The organism is Maribacter sp. 6B07 (assembly GCF_002700155.1).
GTDB classification, from domain to species: domain Bacteria; phylum Bacteroidota; class Bacteroidia; order Flavobacteriales; family Flavobacteriaceae; genus Maribacter; species Maribacter dokdonensis.
This window is the reverse complement of sequence record NZ_PDUT01000001.1, coordinates 756,234-769,664: the sequence shown is the minus strand read 5'-3', so window position 1 is coordinate 769,664 and position 13,431 is coordinate 756,234. Positions and strand designations below refer to the sequence as shown.

Annotated in this window: 7 protein-coding genes and 2 tRNA genes; 4 read left to right on the top strand and 5 right to left on the bottom strand. The window is 37.0% G+C overall.

The genetic code is table 11. The annotated features are described in order from the left end of the window. Window positions 1–134: 134 nt before the first annotated feature. From CSC80_RS03275 to CSC80_RS03265, 3 genes are read left to right on the top strand one after another with little or no spacing between them, the layout of a single operon-like run. Window positions 135–4,895 carry a Calx-beta domain-containing protein gene (locus tag CSC80_RS03275; RefSeq protein WP_099189741.1) on the top strand — a complete coding sequence of 1,587 codons (4,761 nt, stop codon included), beginning with the start codon at window positions 135–137 and terminating at the stop codon, window positions 4,893–4,895. An 8-nt stretch (window positions 4,896–4,903) separates the two neighbouring features. After that, window positions 4,904–5,884: a type IX secretion system membrane protein PorP/SprF gene (locus CSC80_RS03270; RefSeq protein ID WP_099189739.1), complete on the top strand. Its 981-nt coding sequence runs from the start codon at window positions 4,904–4,906 to the stop codon at window positions 5,882–5,884. Between the two features lie 11 nt (window positions 5,885–5,895). Next, window positions 5,896–7,809 (top strand): OmpA family protein, encoded by a 1,914-nt coding sequence (locus CSC80_RS03265; RefSeq protein ID WP_099189737.1) that lies wholly within the window; start codon window positions 5,896–5,898, stop codon window positions 7,807–7,809. Window positions 7,810–7,827: 18 nt separating this feature from the next. Here CSC80_RS03265 and CSC80_RS03260 read toward each other — a convergent pair whose 3' ends face one another. The 5 genes from CSC80_RS03260 to mutS all read right to left on the bottom strand — a co-directional run bounded on the left by CSC80_RS03260 (window position 7,828) and on the right by mutS (window position 12,731). After that, window positions 7,828–9,078: a divalent metal cation transporter gene (locus CSC80_RS03260; protein ID WP_099189735.1), complete on the bottom strand. Its 1,251-nt coding sequence runs from the start codon at window positions 9,076–9,078 to the stop codon at window positions 7,828–7,830. 35 nt (window positions 9,079–9,113) lie between these two features. Then, complete coding sequence (locus tag CSC80_RS03255; RefSeq protein ID WP_099189733.1) at window positions 9,114–9,749, bottom strand: ElyC/SanA/YdcF family protein; 636 nt, start codon at window positions 9,747–9,749, stop codon at window positions 9,114–9,116. A gap of 101 nt (window positions 9,750–9,850) precedes the next feature. After that, window positions 9,851–9,937, bottom strand: a tRNA-Leu gene (locus CSC80_RS03250). Between the two features lie 43 nt (window positions 9,938–9,980). Beyond that, window positions 9,981–10,053, bottom strand: a tRNA-Gly gene (locus CSC80_RS03245). A gap of 95 nt (window positions 10,054–10,148) precedes the next feature. After that, on the bottom strand, window positions 10,149–12,731 hold the full coding sequence (gene mutS, locus CSC80_RS03240) for a DNA mismatch repair protein MutS (RefSeq protein ID WP_058104321.1): 2,583 nt from the start codon (window positions 12,729–12,731) through the stop codon (window positions 10,149–10,151). 165 nt (window positions 12,732–12,896) lie between these two features. Here mutS and CSC80_RS03235 point away from each other — a divergent pair, with 165 nt between their 5' ends. Continuing rightward, entirely contained in the window at window positions 12,897–13,427 is a 531-nt protein-coding gene (locus tag CSC80_RS03235) for an RNA methyltransferase (protein WP_099189731.1), read from the top strand. Window positions 13,428–13,431: the final 4 nt, after the last annotated feature.

The following is a 13,431-nucleotide window of genomic DNA, read 5'->3' as shown; positions in this document are numbered from 1 at the left end:
ATTTAACCCATAAATCCTTTTTTCAACTGTTTCTGAGAGGTTTACCTTGATTTTTTTGTAATATTGAGACCCTAATTTTTGGTTGTGAATGTAGAACTTTCCCAATCATAATTTAGGGTTTGATAAAGAATGCTATGAAAATAAGTATATACTATAGTCTTTTGAATTTTCAGAATACTAAACGATTTAAGCAATTTTTCTTTGTTTTTACATTGTTGGTTTTTTGGGTTTTTTCCCAAAGTGTTTCTGCGCAATTTGTATCTATTGAAAATGATAGAGATGCAACTGAAGGTAATATTTTACCTGGTAGATTTATAGTTCGCGTGGCTTCTCTTAGTTTTTCAGGGAATGTTACTGTCAATTATGATGTGATTTTAAGTAGTACAGCAACAGAAGGTTCTGATTTTGGAACTCTAAGTCGTTCGGTTCCAATAACTGTTGATTTTTTTGGGGGAGGTAGTGAGTATATAAATGTTAGTGTGTTAGATGATTTATTTGTAGAAGGGGAGGAAACGGTAATCGTTAAATTATCACCAAGTAATGATTATAATATTGATTCTGCAAATGACGAGGCAACTGTAACTATTGCAGATGATGATACTACAACTTTACAGATTAATAATGTACAAGCTACCGAAGGAAATAATTTAGTATTTGATATTAGTACTGATCAAGCTGTTGTCTATGAGCATACCGTAACAGTTGATTTTTCTGGCGGTACTGCAACTAAAGGTACTTTAGGGTTTACTGATCCGGACGATTATAATGGCGACCAACAAGAAATTACTTTTTTGCCAGGGCAAACATCTAAACAAATGGCAGTTGTTACAGGTAACGATACTCGAGTTGAGGGCAATGAAACATTTATTGCAACATTATCAAGTGATGATAATACAAGTGTAATTGCGGGAGATACGGGTACGGGTACAATTCTTAATAATGACCTTGCTCAAGTTACTGTTTTGGCAAATAGACCAAGTACCAATGAAAATGGCTCAGGAAACAATGGCCGATTTAGAATAGAGTTAAGTGAGGAGAATGATACGGGTGGTGCCTTAACTGTAGACTATGCCATTAGTGGTACCGCAACAGAAGGCGATGATTTTACCATTACCGGTAATGCCAATATACCAGACGGTTCAGATTTCACCAATCTTAACATTGCCCCCGTAGATGATGCTTTAATTGAAGGTGATGAAACAGTAGTAATTACGCTGAACAGTATTAATAGTGCGCTTTATGAAATTGGAACACCTAATACGGATACTGTTACAATAGTAGATGACGATGCTTTCGTAGCATCTGTTACTGCTACTGATGCTACTGCTGTAGAAGCAAATAATGTAACGAATACCGGGTTGTTTACAATCAGTTTGGATCAGGTAAATAATACTGGTAATCCAATTACAGTAAATTATACGATTGCAGGTACAGCAACATCCGGGTCAGATTTTTCAGCATTGAGCGGTTCTGCTATTATTGCAGATGGCAGCCAAGATGCAACGGTTTTGTTAACTCCCATAAATGATAATTTAGTAGAGAATGCTGAAACTGTAATTTTGAATCTGGCAACAGGAACCGGATACAATTTAGGAAATGCAGGTTCTGCTACTGCTACTGTTAACATAAATGATACCGATATTTTTGAAGCATCTATTGAATCTACGGATGCCACTGCAAATGAGAGCCCTCTTGGTGTTGGGGTGTTTACCGTAGATGTAGAGAAAGTAAACGCCACAGGGGACGATTTAGAAATTGATTACACAATTGGAGGAACTGCCGATCAAGGAGATGATTATACTAATCTTTCGGGGTCTGTGGTAATAGAAGAAGGTGAGAGCACAGGTACCATTACTATTACTCCTATTAATGATGATGACATTGAAAGTAATGAAACGGTGATTTTAACTTTGGTCAATGGAACGGGATATACTGTTGGTGGTCCAAGTAATGCTACTGTAGTCATTGTTAGTGAGGATACCAATGTAGCGGAAATTACAGCTTCAGATGGTACTGCGGCAGAGAGTAACAATGCAGTTTCACCCGGTGAATTTACAATTGGTCTTAGTGTTCCTAATAATACGGGTACCACAATGACCATTAATTATACTATTGCGGGAACGGCTGGTAATGGAACAGATTATACAGCTATAAATGCAAATGCGGTAAACATTCCAAACGGTCAGCAATCTGTAGAAATAGATATTTCGCCAATCAACGATGCAATTCAAGAAGGGACGGAAACTGTTATAATTACATTGCAAAATGGTACTGGTTATTCTTTAGGTTCGGTTGCTACGCAATCGGCTACGGTTGAAATTGAGGATAATGACCAAGCGACATTAACAATTTCTAACGAATCATTAAATGAAGACGATGCTGCCGGTGAAATGGTTTTCGAAGTGGAATTGGATTTAGAGGTTATTGGTGGTACAACGGTTTCATATTCGTTTTTTGATGATACTGCAGAAGGTGGTGGTGTAGATTTTACTGGTAACAATGGTTCTCTGATATTTACTGGCGATGCCGGTGAAACTCAAACTATAACAGTAGCTATTAATGATGATGCTGTTTTAGAAAACACAGAGACTTTTACCGTACAATTGGGGTTGCCAACAAATAATGTGCAACGCGCAAATGGAGGTACGGCTACAGGTACTATACAAGATGATGATAACTGTGTGGCAGCGCCAATTTTAGACGAGTCTGTTTCAAATATTTATTGTGTTGAAAATGCTGGTGATCCCTTTTCGGCTAATCTATTTGATTATACTTCTAGTACTGCACCTGCGGGAACGGTTTTAACCTGGAGTAGGGTTTCCAATCCGTTAAATACGAATTCGCATCTAACCGTTGCAGAGGCTCAAGATGTTGATTTGCCAGCGTCTTATTATGGTTTTTTCTATGATGAAGATAATAATTGTGCAAGTGGTACTATAGAAGTACAAATTGTTCGTAATGTATTGCCTCAATTGACGGTTATCAACGATAATGAACGTTGTGGTCCGGGCACATTATTATTGAGTGTAGAACCTAGTGATGGCGCCTCTGTAAATTGGTATGATTCTTTAGATGCTGTTACTCCGATCGCCACCGGTGAAACGTTTACGACGCCTTCATTGAATGCTACTGCTACGTATTATGTTGAGGCTACCGAGAATGAATGTACTACTGAAAGACAACCTGTAGTAGCAAGAATCGGGTCTCAGGCTTCAGTCGGGACAGCAACAAATGGTTCTATATGTAATGTGGCAGCAAACGGACTTACGGCAATAGATCTAGATTCTAGGTTAAATGGTGCGGATCCTGGTGTGTGGATTTTTGTATCGGGTCCTGATAATATGACTATTAGCTCTACTAATGTTGTTGAGTTTGAAGGGGCTACTTCTGGTGCTTATGTGTTTAGTTATACTACAACAGATTCTACGGCTCCTTGTGAAAACCCTACCGTTGAAGTTACGATCAATGTGAGCGATTGTGAAACTGATGACGATAATGATGGCTTATTAGGTGGTCAGGAAGTGGTTTTGGGGACTGACTCCAATGATCCTGATACTGACGGTGATGGTATTGAGGATGGTGAGGAAGTAGGTGATGATATCAATAACCCTTTAGATGAGGATGGCGATGGTACTATTGATGCATTGGACTCTAATACGGACGATGCCGATAATGACGGGGTTAATGATCAGCAAGATCCTGCAAATAATAATCCATGTATACCTAATAGATTTAATGGTAGTTGTGATAGCGATGGTGACGGTATTTCAGATTTAGATGAACAAACAAATGGTTCTGATCCAGATGATCCTTGTGATCCGGTAGCCACACCAAATTGCGATGCGCCTATAGATTTAGAAGTGTTAAAATCAGTGGATAATATTGACGCATTGGTTGGCGATACTATCGTATTTACCATTTTGGTCACTAACTTATCAGATAGAACGGCAAGGTCAATAGTAATTGGTGATTTATTGGAGCTTGGGTTCGAATTTGTGTCCGCTGATTCTGCCGATTATGATGAAATAACGGGTAATTGGAACATTCCAGAACTTGAAGCAGGTATTTCTGTTGAATTGAATATTACTGTTCTTGTCGCAGAACAAGGTCCGTACACAAATACCGCTGTACTATTAGAATCTATACCAACGGATAATAATCCTGATAATGATGAAGCTACGGTAGATTTAAGTACTGAGGCTCCAGAAGGTGTAGACCTAAGAATTTCAAAAGAGGCTAGACCGGATAAGGTGTTAGTGGGAGATGAAGTTGAGTTTGTGATCAGGGTAACCAATATTTCTGTATCTGATGTAGTGACAGATATTATTGTGAATGATCAAATATTACTTGAAAACGGGTTTATGTTTGTTTCGGCAGAATCTGATTTCAATGGCGTTTATGATGAGAATACCGGTAATTGGAATATTCCGGCTTTGGAAAGAGAAGAAACAGCAACTTTAAGGATTAGGGCCGTGGTTCCGGCTACAGGTACGTATACAAATACCGCAAATATCGTAAGGTCTACCCCAAGAGATAGCAATACGTTAAACAATGAGGCTACCGTTGAGGTTGAAGTGATTGAAAAAAGTCCGGCAGACCCAGGCTTCTTGTTCAACCAATTTTCTCCCAATGGAAATAATCAGAATGAGGTACTGCGTATAAACCGTACAGATCCTGAAACCGGTATTGATGTTGCCTTACATTATAAGATCAAGATTTATGATCGATACGGGAACTTGGTATTTGAAACGGAAAAAGTAAATGACGGTGATGTATGGGACGGTACCTATAAAGGAAAAGAAGTGCCAAAAGGAACTTATTTTTATATTATGAATTATAGTATCAATAACGGACCCGAAACATTGGATAAGGGTTGGATACAGCTTATTAGATAAAATAAATTATGGATTATAACTTTAATAAAACTAGTTATACTATTGCCTTAGTGCTATTTTCTCTGATAGGCTTTAATGCATTTTCACAGAAAGAACCGCAGTATACCCAGTACATGTACAATATTGGTAGCTTTAATCCTGCTTATGTGGGTACGGTAGAAAACCCTGAGTTTTCTGGTCTGTATAGAGCTCAATGGATAGATATTCCCGGGGCACCCCGTACATTTCGTTTTGGAGCTAACCTTCCTTTTCAAAATGAAAAAGTTGGATTGGGTTTAAATATTGTTAGTGATCAATTAGGACCAACAACGCAAACCTATGCAGATGTTTCTTATTCATATCAAATTATGGTTACAGATGAGACTAAACTTTCTTTTGGTATAGATGCAGGAGGTTCTTTTTTAAATGTTGATTTTTCTAAAGGAACTTTTGAAAATCCGGGTGAGGACCTTAATGATGAAATGTTGAGCAAATTTTATCCAACCGTTGGTGCAGGTGCTTTCCTGTATGCTGAAGATTGGTACTTAGGTGCCTCTGTTCCTAATTTTTTGACAGAAGGTGTGTATAATGATGAAGTATCATCTATAGTTGAAGACAAACTTCAATTTAATTTTATAGGTGGCTATGTATTTGAACTTTCAGATAATTTAAAGTTTAAACCGGCATTTTTGGTCAATACTATTGCAGGTTCACCCGTGAATGTAAACTTATCGGGTAATTTTTTAATTTCAGATGTATTTACAGCTGGTGCATCCTATCGTCTAGACAATGCATTCAGTGGTTTAGCAGGCTTTCAAATATCAAACCAATTGTTTGCAGGGTATTCTTATGATTACAATACAAACTTGTTAGGTGAGTTCAATAATGGTTCTCATGAAATAATACTAAAATTCTATTTAGGTAGACAAGGAGCAGCGAAATCAAAAGGAAGTGGTGACAAGAATGCGAAAGGAAAACCTAAACAAGTAGATTCACCACGTTTCTTTTAAATAGAACTATAATGAAATTTAAATTTCTCATAACAATTCTGATTATTATACCGCTTTTGGGTTTTGCCCAAGACAAGAAGTCCAAGGCAGATAATCTTTTTTATGGATATCGCTACCAACAGGCAATTGCAGAGTATAAAAAGGAAATGGAAAAGAAACCATTGACTAACCATCAATTACTGAATTTAGCGGACTCATACTTTAGCACGGGTAAATATGATAATGCTTCAGAGCTATATTTAGAGGTCAATAAGAATGACACTATTATGTCTGTGAACAGGTTCAATAAAATGTTGCAAAGCCTTTCTAAAAATTCAGAACGAGATAGAGTGAAAACTTTTCTTAGGTCAAAAGCGGATAAATTATCTCCAGAACTTTTAGAAAACGCAGAGTTCAATTATAGCTTATTGGAAATTCCGGCAGGCAATGAAGATAAAACAATTCGCGATTTAGGGCTTAATAGTCCTCAGGGAGATTTCTCCCCAGCGTTTTATAAAAATGGAATATTATTCAGTAGTAGTAGATCTAGAAATTCTAAAAATGTATATGGCCCTACGGGCGAATCGTATTTGGATATTTATTTTGCTAGAATAAGTTCAACAAATACGCTTTTAGATGTAGAAACTTTTAAAGAAATACCGGCTACCGAGTTTCATAAATCAACACCTTATTACTCAACAAAATTGTCCACGTTCTTTTACATTCTTTCCAACACCGAAGATGGTGAATTAAGATATGATGAAAATGGGAAGAATGCTTTAGCCATTGGTACACTTTCAGAAAATGGTAGATTTAGATTTATCTTAAAGGATTTAAGTACTTCTTTTTATTATCCATTTTTTGATGATAATACTGAACGATTATATTTTGCGGCAAATTTTGATGATAGTTATGGTGGTACAGACCTATATTATGTGTACACCAATAATGGTCAAATAATGTCTGCTCCAATTAATTTGGGACCTAGAATAAATTCGCCCGGAAATGAAATAGCTCCATATATCTATGAAGGAAGCTTATATTTTTCTTCCGACGTTTTTTATGGTCTAGGTGGTATGGATGTTTATAAATCTAATATACTAGCTAATGAAACATATACCATTCCTGTAAATTTAGGTGAAGGTATCAATTCGGTATCCGATGATTTCGGCTTTATAATCCAGAAGGCTAAGGAGGGTAATGGATTGTCCGGTTTTTTCGCTTCAAATAGAAAAGGCGGAAAAGGTGGGGATGATCTTTATGGATTTATGCTCGATAAATCACCAGGATTAAAAACATTTGCACTTGGGGGCAAGGTGGTTAATCTAAGAAATAAAGCAGGTTTGGAAGGAGCACAGGTAAGACTGTTGAATCAAAATGGAGATATTTTAAAGGAAGTTGTGTCTAATTCGGACGGAAGTTTTAGAATTGAAGTTCCATGGATGTCTCAGGTCACCATACAGGCAATGAGTGACGGTTATTCTATTTTCTCCACCACCTACTCTGAAGAAGGGATGGAGGAAATTCAAAATTCCTCTTACAATATGGGTCTTGCCAAAATGGAAGATTTGGTAACGGAACGGGAAGAGAAAACAGTTATTAAATTGGATAAGTTTTATTTTGATAAGGGAAAGTCAATTTTGAATGCTCAAGTAGAGGGGCAATTGAAAAAAGTTATAGACGCGGTAGAGCGCTTTCCACAAATAAGATTAAGAATTCTTTCGTACACGGACAGTAGAGGTAGTAGTTCGTACAATAAAAGATTGTCGCAAGACAGGGCCAATACCATTAAGCAGTATTTGTTGAACAATGGTTTGGGTTCACATAATATACTTGAGGCTACGGGGTATGGAGAAGAGAATATTGTAAACAATTGTACCAATGGCGCTTATTGTTTAGATTTTCTTCATAAGCAGAATGAACGAACGCTTTTTGTAGTGGAATAGGGAAAGCAACCTTGCCTACTATAAAATGATAATATAGAAATAGTAAAGCGCAAAGAGGGAGAGAAACAAAATACCTACATAGGTTAAAAATCTTAGCTGCTTATTGGGCCAAAATTTTGGGTCTAGATCACTACTGGTAACATTTTTTAAATTCATGTATCCTACTAATGGCGCTACAACGAAAGATACAAAAGTGGCCAAAGCAACTAAATTTCCCATGTTTGCACTAAATGCGGCAATGACAACAAAGTTGATGAAGGTCAAGATGAGTATTCCTGTGGTGTAAGCGTTTTTTGTGCTATACCATTTCTCTTTTGGTTTTAATAGGGAAATAATATCCAAACTTACCCTTGCCAACGCATCATGTGCCGTCATGCATGTGCTAAACATAGTGGCAAATGCTGAAATTGCTATAAATAGATAAGCCCAAGTGCCAATATGCTCAGTAAACAGGCGAACAACTTGATCCGCAAAGCTTATGGCATTATTACTGAGCTGGGTGTTGGTTCCATATAATGTATACCATCCTATGACCATAAAAAATACCGCAAGAATTGCCGTTATAATATAGCCCATATTAAATTCTTGTAAAGATTCTTTTAAACTTGGCTTTTCTTGATTTTTCCATTTTTCTATGCTCCACAAGCTAATCCAGCTAGAAGCTTCAACGGTCGTGGGCATCCACCCAATTAACCCTATTAAAAAAAGAATTCCTACTTCATTGAAAATAGGTAGTGGTTCAAAGTCCAATGCATGGTCAACCGGTCCTTTGACAATCACTAGTACGGTTGTAACCAATAGCGCAATGAACAATATGCTTATTACAAACTTTAAACTAATCTCCAAGAATCTATATTTTCCAAAAATCAAAAGGGCACTAATGATCAAGAAAAGCGATAAAGCTACAATAGCAATAGAACTATGTCCAATATTAAACAAGTTTATGAATAGCCCTGCAGTAACGGTGTACAATGCCGCTAAGATGGTAAAAGTGGTAACAAATGTTATGATGGCATAGAACCATAAATAACCTTTACCACGGTTTAGGTATCCTTCTATCAATGTTTTATTGGTGACGTTAGTGTACCTTACTCCAAATTCGAAAAATGGATACTTTAATACGTTGGCCAGTATAATAGGTATTATCATAAGCCAACCATATTGGGCACCGGCTTTAGTAGATAGTACCAAGTGAGAGGTGCCAATGGCCATACTGGCAAATAAGATTCCTGGACCTAAATTTTTCAGTACTGTTTTAAAACTTGGCATTACTTATAAGATTAGTTGGTAAGATTAAAAGTAAGCTATTTTATTTCTATAGTGGTGCCATAGAATTTTGGTTGGGTATTTAAAAGCATATCGATAAATACCTTTACCCGTGCCAAATATTCCCTTAGCTGCACTTTTATGCCTTGACTGGTAGAAACGTCTTGAGCGTTAAATCCAATAGCGTTAAGCCCCTTTTGTTTGGCTATATAAATAGCTCTCTCGTTGTGGAATTTTTGCGAGATTACGGTAACATTGTTCAAACCAAAAATAAACTTTGCTCTAAACATTGAGTCTAAAGTCCTAAAACCTGCATAGTCCAAGAAAATTGCCCGCTCAGGAATACCAGCCTTTATCAAATCTTTTTTAAAGGTATCTGGCTCATTATAGTAAATACTGCCATTATCACCACTAACAAGTATAAATTCTATTTTACCGGCATTGTACAACGCTTTTGTGGCATTTATACGATAAGTATAATACGGATTGGGAGAGCCATTGGTTAGTTTGTTTGAGGTTCCTAAAACTAAACCTACTCTGTTCTTGGGTGTTGATGAGATGTCGGTAAAGGTTTTTCCGTCAGCGGTGTTTGAAATTATGATATTACATGTAAAAATGACGAATACTAACAGTATGAAAAGTAATCCGAGTATTTTGAGAATTTTTTTTGGCATGTAAACTATTTCAATACTAAAGTTAGTAAATAACTTTCGACTTCAATTTGTAAAGTACATAAAATAAAAAACCCCTGAAATCAATTGATTTCAGGGGTTTGTGGTACTCGAGGCGGGACTTGAACCCGCACGCCCCAAAGAGCACAGGATTTTAAGTCCGGCGTGTCTACCAATTCCACCACTCGAGCATACTTGGTTTTTTTAAAAATGTTGCTGAACAACATTTTGCAGAGCGAAAAACGGGATTCGAACCCGCGACCTCCACCTTGGCAAGGTGGCGCTCTACCAGCTGAGCTATTTTCGCAAGTTTATGAACGTGCATCTCTTAAAAGATGCGGGTGCAAATTTAATACAATTCTGTAAATTCCAAAGTAAAAAAGTGTAAAAGAATTAAATATTTTATGATGTCGCCTTTTTGTCCTTGGTTAACAGACGTTTAATCTCATTTAATTTCATTAATGCTTCTACAGGTGTGAGCGTATCTATGTCCAAATGGGTTATTTCATCCTTTATTTCTTCCAATAACGGATCGTCCAAATTGAAAAAACTAAGTTGCATTTCGTCAGAATCGTTTATAAGCTTATCCGTAACCTCACCACTTACATGTTTGTTTTCTAATTTTTTTAGAATCTTGTTGGCTTTTTGAATTACTTGTTGTGGCATACCGGCCATTTTAGCTACATGAATACCAAAACTATGTTCACTACCTCCGGGGATTAATTTTCTTAAGAAGAGAACGTTGTCTTTTAGTTCTTTGATAGCTACATTGAAATTTTTAATACGGCCAAAGGTATTGGTCATTTCATTTAGCTCGTGATAATGGGTGGCGAACATGGTTTTTGCCCTTGCTGGGTGCTCATGTAAATACTCGGATATGGCCCAGGCAATAGAAATACCATCATAGGTACTGGTACCACGACCTATTTCATCTAACAGTACCAAACTACGCTCAGACAGGTTGTTAAGAATAGAGGCGGTTTCGTTCATTTCGACCATAAAAGTAGATTCGCCCATTGAAATGTTGTCGCTGGCTCCTACACGGGTAAATATTTTATCAACGACGCCAATTTTAGCCGTTTCCGCAGGAACAAAACTTCCCATTTGTGCCAATAGCACTATTAATGCCGTTTGCCTTAGTAATGCGGATTTACCACTCATATTGGGACCGGTGATCATTATGAACTGTTGATTGGATCTGTCTAACTGTAAATCGTTTGCAATGTACTGTTCACCTAATGGTAATTGTTTTTCAATGACAGGGTGTCTTCCTTCGGTAATCTCTAAATCAGTAGAGTCGTTCAATGTAGGGCAGTTATAGGCATTCTCTTTTGCCAATTGGGCAAATCCGCAGAGACAGTCTAACTGCGCAACCAGGTGTGCATTGTTCTGTACGGGGGTAATGTATTCTTGCATCCACACAACCAATTGAGAGAAAAGCTGCTGTTCCAAGGTTAGAATACGGTCTTCAGCTCCTAAAATTTTTGCTTCATATTCTTTTAGTTCTTCGGTAATGTAGCGTTCTGCATTAACCAAAGTTTGCTTACGTGTCCAATTTTCCGGAACCTTGTCTTTATGGGTATTTCTTACTTCTATGTAATATCCAAAAACATTGTTGGACGCTATTTTTAGGGATGTAATGCCGGTTGCAGCTGTTTCCCTTTCCAACATATTATTTAAATAGTTCTTTCCAGATGTGGCTAAACCTCTTAGTTCGTCTAGCTCTTCTGAAAATCCTTGGGCTATAGTGCTACCTTTTAAAATGTTTACAGGTGCCTCTTCGCTAAGCATTTCTTTGATTTTAGCCCTTAACAAGTCGCAGGATTGTATTTGATCCCCTGTAAGTGCCAAAGATTCGTTTTCAGATGAAGTAGCCAATTGTTTGATAGGTATTAAAGCTTCGAGCGAATTCTTTAATTGAACCACTTCTTTAGGGTTTACTTTTCCTGTAGCTACCTTAGAGATCAATCGCTCTATATCGCCCATCTGCTTAATATGGTGCTGAAATTTTTCTAATGTCACCTCATTTTGGTGTAAGTAAGAAACAATTTCCTGTCGCCGGGTAATTTTTTGCAGGTTCTTAAGGGGTAGTGCAAGCCATCGTTTTATCATTCGCCCACCCATGGGTGATATCGTTTTGTCGATAACATCTAAAAGCGTCACCGCGTTTACATTGGTGGAATGATAGAGTTCAAGGTTCTTAATGGTAAACCTATCCATCCATATATAATCATCTTCAGCAATACGTTGTAATTTTGATATATGCTGTAATTGTCTGTGCTGTGTTTCTCCTAAATAGTGTAAAACGACCCCAGATGCTATAATCCCACAGGTTAGATGGTCAACGCCAAAACCTTTTAAGGTGTTGGTGTTAAAGTGTGAGGTAAGATTTTCCAAGGCATAATCTTCTTGGAAAACCCAATCTTCTAAATAAAAGAGATGGTGGTTTTTACCGAAAACATCTAAAAACTCTTTCTTATGGGCTTTAGATATCAATACCTCATTAGGTGAAAAATTTTGTAATAATTTATCAATTTGTTCTTCGCTGCCTTCAGAAGTTAAAAATTCACCTGTAGAAATATCAACGAATGAAATCCCTATTTTTTTCCTTCCAAAATGAATAGCACAAAGAAAATTATTGGTCTTTGAGTTTAAGATGTCATCGTTCATGGCTACCCCAGGTGTAACCAATTCCGTAACTCCTCTCTTTACAATGGTTTTGGTCTGTTTAGGGTCTTCTAATTGGTCGCAGATAGCAACGCGTTGCCCCGCTTTAACCAATTTGGGTAAATATGTGTTCAATGAATGGTGGGGAAATCCGGCCAATTCTGTTCGTTCTCCACCATTATTTCTATTGGTCAGTATAATACCAAGAATACGTGAAGCCTTCACTGCATCTTCACCAAAAGTTTCATAAAAATCACCTACTCTAAAAAGCAATAGGGCATCAGGATATTTGGTCTTGATGGTGTTATATTGCTTCATTAAAGGGGTTACCTTTTTTGTTTTGCTTTTTTCCGCCACTTTATCTTTATCTCATTAATTTTGCACCTTCACGAAAATATGGTTTTATCCCTGAAATTTTAATTATTGTTGATATTTGAGGATAAGTTTACGATCATATTGTGCTAATGAAATTGAATTGGGACTATGAGGAAATTACGAAATGATGAACTGGGGAGAATAGATGTTGAAGCATATAAAAGTGCAGGAAAATCACCTATTATAATTGTACTTGATAATATAAGAAGTTTAAATAATATTGGTTCGGTTTTTAGAACGGCCGATGCTTTTCTTGTTGAAAAAATATATTTATGCGGTATAACGGCTACTCCTCCCCATAAGGATATTCATAAAACCGCCTTAGGCGCAACCGATAGTGTAGATTGGGAATATGTTCCAAATACAATAGAATTGGTTGAAAGGCTTAAAAATGAAGGATGTCATGTAATTTCTGTAGAACAGGCAGAGAATGCAACTCAATTGAATGATTATGCTCCTGCTAAAGAAAAGAAGCAGGTCCTGGTTTTTGGAAACGAGGTTAAAGGTGTTGCTCAAAATGTGGTTACGGCAAGTAACGAAGTATTGGAAATACCTCAATTTGGGACTAAGCATTCCTTAAATATTTCGGTTAGTGTAGGTATCGTAGTTTGGGATTGCTGGAGCAAAATTAACGCATAAAAAA